The 13699-nt window shown below is 67.9% G+C and carries 15 protein-coding genes; 7 read left to right on the top strand and 8 right to left on the bottom strand.

The window, feature by feature from the left end:
• The first annotated feature begins 34 nt into the window (after positions 1 to 34).
• Positions 35 to 817: an ABC transporter substrate-binding protein gene (locus HWX07_RS06050; protein WP_175875603.1), complete on the top strand. Its 783-nt coding sequence runs from the start codon at positions 35 to 37 to the stop codon at positions 815 to 817.
• Between the two features lie 32 nt (positions 818 to 849).
• On the opposite strand, the gene HWX07_RS06045 is transcribed toward HWX07_RS06050, so the two are convergent.
• The gene (locus HWX07_RS06045; RefSeq protein WP_175875602.1) at positions 850 to 1110 is read right to left on the bottom strand and encodes a hypothetical protein; all 261 of its coding nucleotides are present in this window, start codon (positions 1108 to 1110) and stop codon (positions 850 to 852) included.
• Here HWX07_RS06045 and HWX07_RS06040 point away from each other — a divergent pair.
• The gene (locus tag HWX07_RS06040; RefSeq protein ID WP_175875601.1) at positions 1109 to 2023 is read left to right on the top strand and encodes a LysR substrate-binding domain-containing protein; all 915 of its coding nucleotides are present in this window, start codon (positions 1109 to 1111) and stop codon (positions 2021 to 2023) included. The two genes, HWX07_RS06045 and HWX07_RS06040, sit on opposite strands and share 2 nt — an antisense overlap.
• Positions 2024 to 2243: 220 nt before the next feature.
• Here HWX07_RS06040 and HWX07_RS06035 read toward each other — a convergent pair whose 3' ends face one another.
• Positions 2244 to 2660 carry an SRPBCC family protein gene (locus HWX07_RS06035; RefSeq protein ID WP_175876138.1) on the bottom strand — a complete coding sequence of 139 codons (417 nt, stop codon included), beginning with the start codon at positions 2658 to 2660 and terminating at the stop codon, positions 2244 to 2246.
• Positions 2661 to 2677: 17 nt separating this feature from the next.
• The gene (locus HWX07_RS06030) at positions 2678 to 3697 is read right to left on the bottom strand and encodes an aldo/keto reductase (protein WP_175875600.1); all 1020 of its coding nucleotides are present in this window, start codon (positions 3695 to 3697) and stop codon (positions 2678 to 2680) included.
• A gap of 334 nt (positions 3698 to 4031) precedes the next feature.
• Here HWX07_RS06030 and HWX07_RS06025 point away from each other — a divergent pair, with 334 nt between their 5' ends.
• On the top strand, positions 4032 to 4373 hold the full coding sequence (locus HWX07_RS06025; protein WP_175875599.1) for a DUF4148 domain-containing protein: 342 nt from the start codon (positions 4032 to 4034) through the stop codon (positions 4371 to 4373).
• Positions 4374 to 4464: 91 nt separating this feature from the next.
• Here HWX07_RS06025 and ampC read toward each other — a convergent pair whose 3' ends face one another.
• Positions 4465 to 5634 (bottom strand): class C beta-lactamase, encoded by a 1170-nt coding sequence (ampC, locus tag HWX07_RS06020; RefSeq protein WP_175875598.1) that lies wholly within the window; start codon positions 5632 to 5634, stop codon positions 4465 to 4467.
• Between the two features lie 152 nt (positions 5635 to 5786).
• Entirely contained in the window at positions 5787 to 6035 is a 249-nt protein-coding gene (locus tag HWX07_RS06015) for a hypothetical protein (protein WP_175875597.1), read from the bottom strand.
• Positions 6036 to 6245: 210 nt separating this feature from the next.
• Here HWX07_RS06015 and HWX07_RS06010 point away from each other — a divergent pair, with 210 nt between their 5' ends.
• The 3 genes from HWX07_RS06010 to HWX07_RS06000 are packed head-to-tail and all read left to right on the top strand — an operon-like array spanning position 6246 to position 10341.
• Positions 6246 to 7562 carry a hypothetical protein gene (locus HWX07_RS06010; protein WP_175875596.1) on the top strand — a complete coding sequence of 439 codons (1317 nt, stop codon included), beginning with the start codon at positions 6246 to 6248 and terminating at the stop codon, positions 7560 to 7562.
• A complete protein-coding gene (locus HWX07_RS06005; protein ID WP_175875595.1) occupies positions 7556 to 8338 on the top strand; it encodes a DUF1266 domain-containing protein in 783 nt (260 codons plus the stop codon). Before HWX07_RS06010 ends, HWX07_RS06005 begins: the two co-directional genes overlap by 7 nt.
• Positions 8339 to 8352: 14 nt before the next feature.
• Entirely contained in the window at positions 8353 to 10341 is a 1989-nt protein-coding gene (locus HWX07_RS06000; protein ID WP_244129936.1) for a DUF4034 domain-containing protein, read from the top strand.
• Positions 10342 to 10387: 46 nt separating this feature from the next.
• On the opposite strand, the gene HWX07_RS05995 is transcribed toward HWX07_RS06000, so the two are convergent.
• Both HWX07_RS05995 and HWX07_RS05990 read right to left on the bottom strand, forming a co-directional pair.
• Positions 10388 to 11200 (bottom strand): alpha/beta hydrolase, encoded by an 813-nt coding sequence (locus HWX07_RS05995; RefSeq protein WP_175875593.1) that lies wholly within the window; start codon positions 11198 to 11200, stop codon positions 10388 to 10390.
• Between the two features lie 68 nt (positions 11201 to 11268).
• Positions 11269 to 11742 carry a hypothetical protein gene (locus HWX07_RS05990; RefSeq protein ID WP_175875592.1) on the bottom strand — a complete coding sequence of 158 codons (474 nt, stop codon included), beginning with the start codon at positions 11740 to 11742 and terminating at the stop codon, positions 11269 to 11271.
• 152 nt (positions 11743 to 11894) lie between these two features.
• On the opposite strand from HWX07_RS05990, the gene HWX07_RS05985 reads away from it, so the two are divergent.
• Complete coding sequence (locus HWX07_RS05985) at positions 11895 to 12281, top strand: hypothetical protein (protein ID WP_175875486.1); 387 nt, start codon at positions 11895 to 11897, stop codon at positions 12279 to 12281.
• A gap of 135 nt (positions 12282 to 12416) precedes the next feature.
• Here the strand turns inward: HWX07_RS05985 and HWX07_RS05980 are convergent, their stop codons facing one another.
• Positions 12417 to 13604, bottom strand: a complete 1188-nt coding sequence (locus HWX07_RS05980; RefSeq protein ID WP_175875591.1) for a beta-propeller fold lactonase family protein — start codon at positions 13602 to 13604, stop codon at positions 12417 to 12419.
• Positions 13605 to 13699 lie beyond the last annotated feature (95 nt).

The raw sequence follows: 13699 nt of genomic DNA, 5'->3' as shown, positions 1-13699 counted from the left end.
CGCCCACGCTTGCCCACACGAACGGAGCCTGACCATGAAGACGCGCCTCACGATTCTCCTGTCCGCCGCCGCGATGGCCTTCGCGTCGCTGGCGTCGGCGAAGGAATGGACCACCATCCGCATCGGCGTCGACCCGACCTATCCGCCGTTCGAATCGACCGCGACCGACGGCAGCGTGAAGGGTTTCGACATCGATCTCGGCAACGCGCTGTGCGCGAAGCTGAAGGCGAAATGCGTGTGGGTGTCGAGCAGTTTCGACGGGCTGATTCCCGGGCTGCAGGCGCGCAAGTTCGACGTGATCCTGTCGTCCATGGCCGCGACCGAACAGCGGCGCCAGCAGATCGACTTCACCGATCGCCTGTACCGCAACCAGACGCGGCTGATCGCGCGCACCGGGTCGGGGCTGCTGCCGGACGCGGCGAAGCTCGCCGGCAAGCGCGTCGCGGTCGAACAGGGAACGATCCAGGAAACCTATGCGCGTGAGAAGTGGGCGCCCGCGAAGGTCGAGGTCGTGCCGTATCCGAGCTACGACCAGGCGTATGCGGACCTCGTCACCGGGCGCGTCGACGGCGTGCTGATGGATGCCGTGCAAGGCCAGCTCGGGTTCCTGGCGACACCGCGCGGCAAGGGCTTCTCGTTCGCGGGCGGCGTGGTGTACGACGCGAAGATCATGGGCAACGGCGATGCGGCCGGCGTGCGCAAGGCCGACGCCGACCTGCGCGAAGCGCTGAATCGCGCCATCGCGCAGATTCGCGGCGACGGCACGTACAACACGATCCAGGCGAAATATTTCGACTTCGACATGTACGGGAATTGACGACAGCGCGGGCCTGGTTTCGCTCGTGTGACTCATGCGAGCGCGACGTCGAGCAGTCGCACCGCAGCCGGTTCGCGTGGCCATGCGCGAAAATCCCGCGCTTTTCTCCGTCGATGGACGTCTTCGCCGACTTTCGTGCCGACGCGGCATTCACGGAGGCGATGGCCGGCGGCGTGTCGTCGAGGCGCATGCGTTTCTGCTGGTGCGGCAGGAAAGTGAATCCGGCCCAGGTTGCACGAATAAGTCTGGATGGGACATAATTCATCGATATTGAGTCCCATCAGGTCTGACATGCTCGACATCCGCCAGCTTCAATATTTCATCGCGGTCGCGGAAGAGGAGCACGTCGGCCGTGCGGCCGAACGCCTGCACATCTCGCAGTCGCCGCTCAGCCGCCAGATCGCGCAGCTCGAGGAAAAGCTCGGCCTGACGCTGTTCGAACGCAGCCAGCAGCGCATTCGTCTGACGCGTGACGGGCGCACGTTCCTCAGCGAAGCGCATGCGTTCCTGCGCCATGCGAACCGGCTCGAATCGCTCGCGCGCCGGCTCGGCCGCGGCGACGAAGGCGGCCTGTGCATCGGCTACCTGGAAACGGCCACCCACTCGGGCGTGCTGCCGCGTGCGCTGAAAACGCTGCGCGCCGAGCGCCCGTCGGTGCATATCGCGCTGTACAACTATCCCTCCGCCGCACAGCTCGAAGGCCTGCGCGAACGCAGCCTCGACATCGCGCTCGTGACCGAGCCGCCCGCGCCGGACGACCCCGAACTCGATTCGACGATGGTGCTGAACGATCCGATGCTGCTCGCGCTGCCCGACGGGCACCCGCTCGCGAAGAAGAAGAAGACGCTGAGCGCCGACGATCTCGCCGCGCAGGCGTGGATCGGCGTCACGCAGCAGGAAAGCGCGCCGCGGCACGGCGCATTCGTCGCGGCCTGTGCGAAGGCCGGTTTTTCGCCGGACATTTCGGTGGAGGCGACCGAGCCGCTCGCGGCGCTCGGGCTCGTCGCCGCGGGGCTCGGCGTGACGATGATCCAGCAAAGCCTGCGTCACCAGGTGCCGGAAGGCGTCGTGCTGCGCGAGCTGCCGTGGTTCAGCTACCGCACGCCGCTGTGGGCCGCATGGCACAAGGTCAACCTGCGGCCGCTGGTCGGCATCTTCCGCGAGATCCTGACCGGCGAGGAGGTCGTCGCGGCAGCTGGAAAATGAATCCATGAATGCGCGAAGCGTCGTTGCATCACGGCGCGTTGCGCACCCGCAGCGAGTGTGCCGATTGCTTCGCAACCCTGATCTTCATCGTACGGCGCGCGATTTCCGATCGACGCGCGCCACCGGTGCGCCAACGCCTTCGCAGCGGGTCGAAACCGCGGCGAAGGCGTGGCGGGAGCCGGAAAGCCTGACTCCCATCGCACGATGCGACGTGCCGCCGTCAGGCCGTCGCGAAACGCTTCGCGAGTTCCGCGAGACCGTCTTCGTAAATCCCGCGGAACAGCCGGACGGCTTCGTCGTCGGTCGCACCGTGCGGCGTGAACGTGCCCGACCACTCGACCTTCGATGCGTTCGGGCCGGTATCGCGCACCCGCAGCGTGGAGCGATAGTTCACGACCGGGAACGGTGCGTCGAGAATCGCGTACGTATAGCTGCGTTCCGCTTCGTCGAACGCGACCAGCCGCTCGACGATCGCGTCGCCTGCCGGGTTCGCGAGACGCCGCACGCGCCCGCCTTCGCTCAGCTCGCTGGCCGGAATGTACGACAGCCAGTCGGGCAGTGCGCCGAAACCGCCGATCAGTTGCCAGACCGTGTCGGCCGACGCCGCGATCTCGATACCTGCATGGGCCTGCGCCATGTCGTCACCTTTCAGGATCACTGATCGGTCGGCAGCGGCGCATTGGCCGCAATCAGACCTTGTTCGCGCATGTCGCGCCAGAAGTCGGCCGGAATCGCCACGTTCAGCGCCGCCTGGTCTTCCGCGATCCGCTCCGGACGGCTCGCGCCCGGGATCACCGCGACGGTGGCCGGATGCGACATCGAGAACTGCAGCGCGGCGGCCTTGACCGGCACGTCGTAACGCGTGGCGATCGCCTTGATCCGGTCGACCTTCGCGAGGATTTCCGGCGACGCCTTCTGGTATTCGAAGTGCGTGCCGCCCGCGAGCACGCCCGAGCTGTACGGGCCGCCGACGACGATCCCGACGTTCTGCGCGGCCGCCGCCGGCATCACGCGCTGCAGCGCGCGTTCGTGATCGAGCAGCGTGTAGCGGCCGGCCAGCAGCATGCCGTCCGGTTGCGGTTCGGCAAGGTCGAGCACCAGTTCGATCGGCTCGACGCGGTTCACGCCGAGGCCCCATGCATTGATCACGCCTTCCTCGCGCAGCTTGCTCAGCACGCGGAACGCGCCCTTGCGTGCCACTTCGAATTGCGCGAGCCATTCGTCGCCGTAGAAATCCTGCGCGATGTCGTGCACCCACACGATATCGAGGCGGTCGGTGCGCAGGCGCTTCAGGCTGTCTTCGATCGAGCGCAGCGTCGCGTCGGCCGAGTAATCGTTGACGATGCGGTTCGGCCGGCCGTGTTCGAACAGGCCGCCCTTTTCGCCGAGATCGCGCGCCGACACGTCTTCGATTTCGTCGAGGATCAGGCGGCCGACCTTCGTGCTCAGCACGTATTCGTCACGCGGATGGTGCGCCAGCGCGTCGCCGAGGCGGATTTCCGCGAGGCCTGCGCCGTAGAACGGGGCCGAATCGAAATAACGGATGCCGTGTTGCCACGCCGCTTCAACGGTGGCCGCGGCTTCCGCGTCGGGGATGTTGCGGAACATGTTGCCGAGCGGAGCCGTACCGAAACCGAGGATCTTGTTGCCGGGCAGCCTGTCTTTGAGACTCATGATTTTCTCCAGGGAGTAAAGGAAAGCGAGTTCAGTCTAGGGAGACGGCTTAAGTCTGTCCAAGACGGAATTCGACATACTTGAGTCCCGCGAGGTCTGATTACCCCGTTTGATGCCCGTTTCGATCACCCGCCCCGCCGCGCTGTTCACGCAGGACGCCCGGCCGGCAAGGCTGCCGACCGAATCGACGTTCGATTCGTGACGCAGGATCAAAAATGATTTGGCGCGGCGGCCGTTTTTCCCGGGTGCCGGCGTACCTATATTGACTGCACTCGCAACGACATCGACGTGGTCGACGGTGGTTGCGGCTCACTCAACCAGACAGGTACCCACGATGAAAACGCTCGTTTCTTCCACCCTTGCCGCACTGATCCTTTCCGCACCGGCGCTGTCGTTCGCGCAACAAGCCGACCATCCGCTGACCCGCGCCGAAGTGAAGGCCGAGATGGCCCGTCTCGCGGCCGTCGGCTACACCCCGGCGCTGGATCACAACCAGTACCCGGCCGCGATCCGCGCCGCCGAACAGCGTGTGCGTGAAAACGCCGTCGCGCAATCCGCCCCGAACGCCGCCCCGGCCACGGACAACACCGGTTACGGCAGCGAAGCCCGCACGACCGGCGAATCCGGCCGCGCGATGATGATCAACGGCCGCGACTCGATCTATCGCGGTCATTGAGTGGCGTTGGCGTGCAAGCGGGCCTGACGCTCGATGCGCGCACACGCCGCCGACCAAGCGGCTCCAGCGCTCGGACACGGGCATGGCGACGTCACCGCCCGTCGCCGATCGACCCGAGAATCCGGTAGGCGACCTTCACGCGGTCCTCGATCGGCACGTTGCCGTTCGCGAGCATCACGATCCCGATCCGCTTCGCGGGCACGAACGCGACGTACGTGCTGAAGCCGCCGGTCGAGCCCGTCTTGTTGATCCAGGTCGCGGGGTTCGGCGCGAGCGGCGGCTGGATCGCGCTGGCCGGCACCGCGTCGAACAGCATCTTCGGCGCGTTGCCGGCGAGCAGCGTCGGCAATGCGACCGGGTACGGATACTGTTCCCAGATCAAGTCCTGCGTCAGCGGCCCCGCGCGGAAATAGCCGGTGTGCGTGCGTTCGATCGCGCGCTGCAGGCGCGGCGCCGTCTGGATCATCCCCAGGTTCGCCTGCACGAAGCGCAGCAGGTCGGCCGCCGTGGTCCGCACGCCGTACGCCGGCTGCCACAGCATGCCTTCCGACATCCGCACCGGCTTGCCGTCCTTCGTGTAGCCCTGCGCATAGTCGGCCATGCGCGCGGCGGGCACGTCGATGTACGTGTGCGTCATCCCGAGCGCGGGAAAGAGCCGCTGCTCCATCAGCGTCGCGAAATCCTCGTGCATCGCCTTCGCGGTGAGCCAGCCGAGCATGCCGATCGCGACGTTCGAATACTTGCGGTGCGTGCCCGGCGCATACTCGGGCCGCCACGCGTCGAGATAGCGGATCAGGCCCGCATCGTCGCGGATGCTGTCCGGCACCTGCAGCGGCGTCCCGCCGGGCGTGTGCGTGCCGAGCTGAAGCAGCGTGACGACGCCGAACGGCTTGCCCTGCAACTCGGGCAGATATCTGGCCACCGGGTCCGCGAGCGACAGTTCGCCGCCCTCCTGCGCGTCCGCGGCGAGCGTCGCGGTCAGCGTCTTGCTGACCGAGCCGATCTCGAACAGCGTGTCGCCGGTCACCGGCTTGCCGGTCTGCTTCGACATCACGCCGTAGTCGAACACCTGCGGTTTGCCGTCGGCGACGATGCCGATCGCCATGCCGGGGATCGCATACTGCTTCATCAGCGGCGCGATATGGCGCGTGACGGTGTCGTGGAGGTCGTCCTGCGTGACGGCGGCGGCGCGACCGGCCGTGGCGGTCGCGCATGCGGCGACGAACAGGGTCGCGGCGACGCGTGTCGCATTGAATCGCATGAGTGCGGTTCCTTCTATTTCCGATGGTTGCATGAACAACAGATCCGGCCGCGTCACGCAAAAAAGCCGCGGCCGTCCTGTCGAAGCAGGACTATCCGCTACCGTCCGATCGCCAACAATCGACGATATGTTGCGCGAGCCGAAAGAAAAACTTATGAGATACGCGGAAGGCCGGACGAGGCCGCGGCCATGGCCGGACCACTCACCCGTTTTTCGGGAAAACCTGTCGGTTTTAACAGCATCGAATCCGGCGGCCGAATGGCGCCGCGTCGAAAATCGACGAAAAAGAGATAAGTCTTGTCAGATCCACGGACGCCGGCCAGCCGCGCGATTGATTCATCCGCACGGATCGAAGTAGACTCGCGGAAGCCAAAAATAAAATCCGACCTGAGAGAATCCATGAATCGCCCTTTTCCGCTCGTCCGCTCCCGAGTCATCGGCTCCCGCGCGCTCGCGTGACGTTCACGCACCGACCGACCTGAACCGGAATACGCGACGCCGCCGCATTTGTTTGCGCGCGTACGCTCGCCGTTTCGCCCTTGAGCCAGAAGCACCGCCAGGGTCGCGCGCGCACCGCCCGCGCACGCCCTGCCCGACCGGAGAGTGAGCCCGTGACCGAAACCGTGGCCGCGTCGGCCTATCGGCCGCGCGATGTCGTCAATGCGCCCGACGTCAAGGCGGCCATCGCCCGCCGCAGCACCGCGCGCGGCGATCCGGCCGAGATCCGCGCGTGGCTCGGCAACCATTTCTTCCGCTGGGTCGTCGGTGCGTTCGAGCAGGCGCAGCCGCTCGCTTCGCTCGCCGATTACCGCGCGCTCGCCGGTGCCGACCGGCCGGCACCCGAATGGCTCGTGCGCCGGTTCCGCGCGCAACCGGCATCTGCGACCTCCGCGGCATCCCCGGCCTCCGGCCCGGCATCCGACGCGACGCAGCCGCCCGCCGCCGAGCCGGCGCCGCTCTACTTCATCGATCCCGAGCACATGCTGCTGATCGACCGCGAACGCGTGCTGGTCGAATTCCTGCGCTCGCGCGCCGGCACGCGGCTCGCGCAGAAACTGCAGCGCATCACTTGCGCGATGGCGCTCGACATGTGGGAACGCGAGCACCAGCGGATGCAGGCGCGTCGCGACAAGGGTTGGGTGCCGAGCAGCGGCCTCGCGCTGCGCGAGGTACTGCGTACGCCGAACGGAATCGTGTTCGAATTCGTCGGCGATCATGCGGCGCTGCGCGAGGAGCTCGCGTACGAGTCGTACTACATGCAGCACTGCCTCGGCCAGTTCGCCGATCGCCGACGGCTGCGCGGCGGCTACGGCGAGCAGTACGCGCAGGCCGCGCAGGACGGCCGGCTGCGCCTGTTCACGCTGCGCGGTGCGGGCAACCAGCCGCACGTGACGATCAGCCTGCAGGTAAGCGGCGACGGCCTGCGCATCGACCAGATCAAGGGCAAGCAGAATCGCCATCCGGTGCGCCGCTATGCCGACGACGTCCGCCAGTTCCTGCGCGCGCTCGCGCCGCGCGGCGAGCGTCACCCCGATTGCGAGGGCATGGGCCTCGTGTTCGAGCCGGATGCACCGGGCGCGGCCACCGGCACCTGGACCTTCGTCACCGACGTGCGCTCGCCCGACCATCTGCTGAGCGTGATGAGCGCCAACTTCCACCTGATCGAGCATTTCGAGCAGCCGCCGGCCGTGCTGCAATGGCTGCTGCTGCGCAACGCACCCTATGCGCTCGGCCAGTTGCGGCAGATCGATCCGGCCGTCGCGGCGGCCGCGCGCCATGCGTTGCCGGCCGATGCGCTGCCGGCCGCGCGCATGCCCGATGCACCGCCGGCCACGGCCGCATTCGAGATCGAAGGCATCGCGATCGACCCCGCGCTGTGCGCGGCGTTCGCGTTGCCCGTGCCGGCGGACGGGAGTCCGTCATGCTGAAACTGCTGCTCGGCGCGGTCGCGCTGTGGCTCGTGTGGTACGTGTGGCGCTCGTTCCGGGTCGCCGCGCGGCTGGTGCGCGAAGTCGACGCCGACCAGGCCGCGGGCGCCGACAGCGCGGTGCCGGTGCGGCAAACCACGGCCGTCCGGCTCGCACATGCGCAGGCCGAGCAGGCGCCGCCGAACCGCCGCCGCTGGGCGCTCGCGCTGGCCGACATCCTGCTGATCCGCAACGGGCTGCGCTGCGATTGCGACGACCTCGTCTATGCGCTGCCGGACTCGCAGCGCGAACAGCTCGCGCGCCAGCTGCGGCGCGAACTCGACCTGCCGGCCGACCTGCCCGAGTGGCAAATCGTGCAGCGCGTGCCGTCGATCCTCGCGGGCTGGATTCGCGGCGTCGGTCGCTCGCACGACGGCTTCTACGAACAACTCGCCGCGCTCGGGCGCGTGCGCGACGCACTCGCGTTCGACTGCGCGCGCACCGCGTTTCTCGTGCGCTGCATCGCGCTGCTCGGCTGGGCGTCCGAACAGCACGCGTGGGTCGTGCTGCTGCTCAATGCGCAGCGCGCGCAGGACAGCTTCGACAGCTGGGAAGATTTCGGGCTCGCGTATGCGCGAGCGCGCCAGCAGTGGCTGCGCGGCAGCGGCCAGGACGGCCCCGCGTCGTCGCGCGCCACGCAGGAAGTGCGCGAGTACCTGCGCAATCCGTCCGGAAACTGGCTTGCGCTGCCGTGGAAGCGCTACCGCATCTTCGATCCCCAACCCGTTTCGTCATGACCGCCGATACCGACATGTCCTCCGCTTCCGCCGACCTGATTCCGCCCGCGACATCCCGCTGGCACATTTGCGACGTCGACGCGCTGCTGCGCGCGGGCGACCATGCCGCGCTCGACGCGCAACTCGATGCCGCGCTCGCCGCCAGCTTCGCCGATCGCACCGCCGAAGCGCGGTACGTCGACGCGCTGCCGGCCGACGTGCAGCCGTGCATCGACGCCGGCGCCGAAGGCCTCGCGCGCCTGCGCGCGTGGCAGGCCGCGAACCCGCGCTCCGCGCATGCGTGGCTGTGCGAAGCGCACTACTGGCATCACTGGGCCTACGAGTACCGCGGCAGCGGCTGGGCCGAAACGGTGACCGAAGCCGGCTGGATCGGCGCGCATGCATGCGCGACGCTGACGCTCGTCGCCGCGCTGCGCGCGCTGGTGCTCGCACCGACGATGTGGAGCGCGCCGATGGTGATCTTCACGAGCGTGTCGTCGTTCGGCGAACCCGATTGGCTCACGCAGCTCGTGCGCGAGCGCCGCTGGCCCGTCACCGAGTTGCACCTGAACGCCGGCGCCGAGGACGAAGCCACGCGCGCCGAACTGCAACACATGTTCGCGCGTTCGGGACTGAATCCCGACGTGCCGGCCGCCTGCCCGCCGGAATTTCCTGACGCGCTGCCCGGCGCCGTCCAGGGCAAGAAGCTGCGCAAGGAAAAGTGGTACTGGATGGAAGCGACGCTGCACATCCATCCGAAGCTGTTCTTCCCGATGCGCACGTTCATCTGGTACATGCAGCCGCGCTGGGGCGGCTCGCACGATCACATCCGCGCCTTCGTCGCGTCCGACGCGTGCGCGCACCTCGACGCGGTCGAGAAGGACCGGCTGCTGCACGAGATCTGGCGCGACGACTACGCCGGCAACACGCTCGACGCGGATGACGACGAAGACGACGCACGCCGCGCGATGACCGCGACGCTCGCGCGTGCGCAGGCCGCGCTGCATCCGTACCACCGCTGGGAGACGCTGCACTGGCTCGCGTACAGCCATTTCAAGCGCAGCGAGTACGAACAGGCCTACGCGCGGCTGCAGGAAGCCGAACGCAACGAGCCGATCGACGACAATCGCGCCATGGCGATGGGTTTGCGGCTGGCGCTCGGCCGCGATCCACAGGGCGACTGGCTGCCCCGCGCGATCGAACGTGCATCGGACGCACGCGCCTGCACGTCGGCGATGATCCTGCGCGGCTACGCCCATCGCACGGGCACGTTCGGCTTCGCCCAGGACGACGCGCGCGGCGACGCCTGGCTCGAAGCCGCGCGCGAGAACGAGCCCGGCTCGCTCGCATGGAACCAGATCGCCACCGCATTCGAGTATGAAAACCGGCGCCCCGCCGATGCCCTCGCCATCTGCCAGCTCGGCTACGAGGCGGGCGGCGATTCGTGCGACTACCTGCTCGGCTGCTTCTACAAGGAAGGCATGCATGTCGAGGCCGACCCGTACCGCGCCGCCCACTACTTCCGCGAATCGATGGAGGCCGGCGGCAACATGGCAGCGTACCGGCTCGGCTACACGTACCATCACATCGGGCAGACCAGCACGGACCGTGCCGAACGCGTGCGCATGCAGACCGAGGCCGTCGAGGCCGCGCGCAAGGCGCACGAGATGGGGCATACGGACGGCCTCGAGTGCATGCTGATGTTCATCGGCGACATCGAGGACTATCCGTCGCGCCATCGCTACGTCGACGAACTGCGCCGACATGCCGAAGGCGGTCACCCGGCCGCGATGGCCGCGCTGTCGTTCTTCCTTGCCGACATCAACGACAAGTCGCTGTACGACTATCGCGAAAGCGTGCGATGGATCATGGGCGCGCAGGCCATCGCACCGGACGACGAATACGTGCTGAACATCACGCGTGTCAGCCACGAAGACGGCATGCTCGGGAAGCTTCGCTACAAGCTGCAGCGCAAGCAGATCAAGGCGCACGAGATTCCGGGCGCCGACAACGCGATGGTCTGAACCCGGGCCGACGCACGCGCCCGCTCGCCGGCGGGCCGTGCGTGCATCATCCCGGCAGCCGGTCGAGAAACGCCAGCATCGCCGCGTTGAACCGCGCCGGTCGCTGCAGCGGTGCGAAATGACTCACGCCGGGCAGGATCGTCAACGTCGCGCCGGGGATCGTGCGCGCGAGGTACGCCGCATGCTCGGGCCGGATGAATTCGTCGTGCTCGCCCTGCACGATCGCGACCGGCACGGTGATCGCCGCGAGATCCTGCGCGGTGTAATTGGGTTGCGTGCGCATCATTTCGCCGACGGCCGCAACGAACGCGTCGAACTGCTCCGGTGTCGCGGACAGTCGCGCATAGTCCTTGCGATGCCGCGCGAAGCAGCGCTCGATCAGCGGGCTCGGCAACATCTCCTTCGTGCCGCCCGGATCCATGTTGCAGGCGAAGAACAACACGCCCGCCGCGCGTTCCGGTGCGCGCGCGGCCAGCACGAGCGCGATGCACGCGCCGTCGCTCCAGCCGACGAAGCGTGCACGGCCGACCTGCAGCGCGTCGAGGACGGCCAGCACGTCCGATGCCATGCGTTCGTATGAATAGGGCCGGTCGTCGCGCGTGCTGCGGCCGTGGCCGCGGCTGTCGATCACGATCGCGCGGTAGCCGGCCGCGCGCAGTGCCGGCACCTGGTTGCCCCAGTTGCCGCCGTGGCCGAGGCCGCCGTGCAGCAGCACGACCGCCGGCCCCCGGCCGAACGACGCGTGCCAGATGCGCGCACCGTCGTGATCGAGCCATCCTTCGGCATCGGCTGCCGGCAGCGGCGTGCCGCCGTGCGTGTCGAAGCGAACGAGTTCGTCGTCGTCGAGTTCCGCATTCATCGTTCAGCCATCCTTGAGAAGGAGACGAGCTTGCGATTGTAATGCGGGGCCGATGAGGTCGTGGCCCCTCAGGCCTGCGTCGACACCAGGCCGCCCGACGGCGAACCGCCGGATTTTTCGAGCGCCGCGGCGAGTTGCGAGATCGCCGTCGCGAGCGCGGCCGAAATCGCGCTGGCTTCCGCGCTCAGCGACTGCTGTTCGACGGCCGCAGCGGGATCGTCCTTCGCGCGCTGGGCGGCGGTGGCCATCTGCCGCTCCAGCGTCGCAAGCTGTTTCTGCAGCCGCTCGATCAGCGCCTTCAACTGGGCAACCGCCGGGTCTTCCGACGATGCGCCCGCCGCACCAGGCGTTTCGCCGGTGGCGCCGGCCGAATCCTTCGTGCCGGAGGGGCGGGTCGTGCCGCTCGCGCCCGTGGTGCCGTCCGTGCCCGTCGTGCTCGCGGCATTCGTTGCGCCAGTGGGCGACGTCGCGGCGGGCGGGTTCGCGGCCACGCCGCTATCCGCGAGCGGGGATCGCGCGGCCGTGGAGAAATCGATCTGCATCGTGTCGGTCCGTATGTCGGTAAACGAAGTGACAGGGCGGAAATCGCCTTCCATCTCGTTTACGGCATTCGTCACACGAAACTTGAATATCGGGGTCGGGTGGATTGCCACGCGATGAGCACAATGGATCGCGAAAGGGCCAGATTGGCCGCATGGCGGCGCTGGTAAAATCGCCGCTTCGCCGGCTGGCTACGCATGTCGAGGCCTCCGTCGGGCCCGACCGCGACGCCGCCAGCTTCGACTCCCTGCCCCGTTGCGCGCGGCATGCGACATGGGCCGGCGCCGCGATCGCGGCTTCCCGCGTTGCCGTTTCCGTCCGTCCGCATGCGTACTCCGCTCGCCCGCTCGAGCGGCGAACGCCGTGCGGCACACATTCACCTCATCACGCATTCGAGGAACACACGATGGCCCGCATCGGCGCCTTCTGCATCACGACGTGGCTCGCCGCCGCGATTCTCTACTTCGGCCAGCACTCCGTCGCGATGATCGTGCTCAGCGGTGTCGTGGTGTTCGGCGGGTTCGATCTGCTGCGTCCGTAAGTGCGCGGCCGAACGGCGTGCCGTCGCAAACGGCGCCGCGGCTTGCAATCCACGACGCTTCGTCGAGCCGCGCGATGATGGCTTCCCCCCTCTCACGACTGACCCGCGCGCCGCGAACAAGCCCTGCGTCGCGCGTCAGCGCGGCAACGTCCTCAACGAAGACGGCCCGCCCGTCAGCGCGATCCGCTTGCCCGTATCGCGCAGCTTGCCGCCTTCGACCGCATACAGCGCAAGCTGCCGTTCGACGTTGAACTGCACGATCACGTGCCGGCTGTCGGCGGTAAACACGATGCCCTGCGCGGCTTCGCCGCCCGGCACCTCGCTCACCTTCACGGCCTGTCCGTCGCGGACCTCGAACAGCAGCACCTTGCCGAGCTTGTGGCGGCCCGGGTTGTCGGCCGTCAGGTTCGAACCGTCCATCGCCTGCACGGCGATCCACTTCCCGTTCGGCGAAATCGCGACACCTTCCGGCAGCGACGGCACCGTCAGGTACTGTACCGTGCGGAACGGCACGCGCGACACGTCGATCAGCGCGACCGAATCGGCGTCGCCCGCGAGCGTGCCGGTGTAACCCGGCAGCCCGGCGAGCCCGACGTTGCTGACGACGGCCCAGCGGTTATCGCTCGACACGTCGATCGTGTAAGGCGCGACGCCCGTGCTCAGGCGCGTGCCGCTGTCGGTCACCTTGCCGTCGTCGACGTTCAGCACCGCGATGCCCTGCTCGTCGCGCAGCGACACGAGCGCATGCTTGCCGTCGTGCGTGAAGCTGATCCCGGCCAGCCGCTTCTTGCCGATTTTCAGGGTGCCGTCGAGCGTCACCTGCGTGCCGTCGATGCGCAGGATCGACACGCTGCCGTCGACGTTGGCGACGAGCGCGAGCCGGCCCGAGCGGTCGATCGCGATCCCTTGCGGATGCGTGCCGAGCTCGATGCGCGTGATCGCGGGCGGTGCGCTGTCGAGATTCACGACTTGTAGAAACGTGTCGAATACGAGCTGCTTCGCGGCCGTGTCATAGCGCGTTGGCGCGCCGACCAGCGCAAGCTTCGCATCGGGCGTGATCGCGACGGCCTGCGGCGGCCCCTGGATGCCGTTCTCGACGTCGACCTGCAGCGCGACCTTCGGCGGGAAGGTGCTCGCGTCGAGCAGCGTCAGCGTGTCGGCGGGCGGCGAGGGCAGATAGGTGTCGCGGCCCTCGACGCGCTGGTACTTGCCGTCGTTGCCGGACACGATCCAGTCGGCGGCGTGCACGGTAACGGCCGTCGTGGCGAGGGTCAGCGCGGCGAGCAGGCGCGCGCTGCGCAGGTGGAAAGGATTCGAATGCATGGCGGTCGATTCTCCGGATCGGTTGCGGACGCAATGGTTTGCCCGACCCTGCTGCTCGACGGGCCGGCGCCATCGCATGATGCCCGAAAGCGGGC

Source organism: Burkholderia sp. BCC0097 (assembly GCF_902832985.1).
GTDB classification, from domain to species: Bacteria; Pseudomonadota; Gammaproteobacteria; order Burkholderiales; family Burkholderiaceae; genus Burkholderia; species Burkholderia orbicola.
Note: the sequence above shows the minus strand (reverse complement) of the source record. Positions and strands in the feature narration are given on the sequence as shown.

Coding starts and splice junctions, on each gene's coding strand:
- HWX07_RS05990 (WP_175875592.1), bottom strand. CDS start 11,742: ATGCAGATCGATTTCTCCACGGCCGCGCGATCCCCGCTCGCGGATAGC.
- HWX07_RS06000 (WP_244129936.1), top strand. CDS start 8,353: ATGTCCTCCGCTTCCGCCGACCTGATTCCGCCCGCGACATCCCGCTGG.
- HWX07_RS06015 (WP_175875597.1), bottom strand. CDS start 6,035: ATGGATTCTCTCAGGTCGGATTTTATTTTTGGCTTCCGCGAGTCTACT.
- HWX07_RS05980 (WP_175875591.1), bottom strand. CDS start 13,604: ATGCATTCGAATCCTTTCCACCTGCGCAGCGCGCGCCTGCTCGCCGCG.
- HWX07_RS06025 (WP_175875599.1), top strand. CDS start 4,032: ATGAAAACGCTCGTTTCTTCCACCCTTGCCGCACTGATCCTTTCCGCA.
- HWX07_RS06030 (WP_175875600.1), bottom strand. CDS start 3,697: ATGAGTCTCAAAGACAGGCTGCCCGGCAACAAGATCCTCGGTTTCGGT.
- HWX07_RS06040 (WP_175875601.1), top strand. CDS start 1,109: ATGCTCGACATCCGCCAGCTTCAATATTTCATCGCGGTCGCGGAAGAG.
- HWX07_RS06035 (WP_175876138.1), bottom strand. CDS start 2,660: ATGGCGCAGGCCCATGCAGGTATCGAGATCGCGGCGTCGGCCGACACG.
- HWX07_RS05995 (WP_175875593.1), bottom strand. CDS start 11,200: ATGAATGCGGAACTCGACGACGACGAACTCGTTCGCTTCGACACGCAC.
- HWX07_RS06050 (WP_175875603.1), top strand. CDS start 35: ATGAAGACGCGCCTCACGATTCTCCTGTCCGCCGCCGCGATGGCCTTC.
- ampC (WP_175875598.1), bottom strand. CDS start 5,634: ATGCGATTCAATGCGACACGCGTCGCCGCGACCCTGTTCGTCGCCGCA.
- HWX07_RS06045 (WP_175875602.1), bottom strand. CDS start 1,110: ATGTCAGACCTGATGGGACTCAATATCGATGAATTATGTCCCATCCAG.
- HWX07_RS06005 (WP_175875595.1), top strand. CDS start 7,556: ATGCTGAAACTGCTGCTCGGCGCGGTCGCGCTGTGGCTCGTGTGGTAC.
- HWX07_RS05985 (WP_175875486.1), top strand. CDS start 11,895: ATGGCGGCGCTGGTAAAATCGCCGCTTCGCCGGCTGGCTACGCATGTC.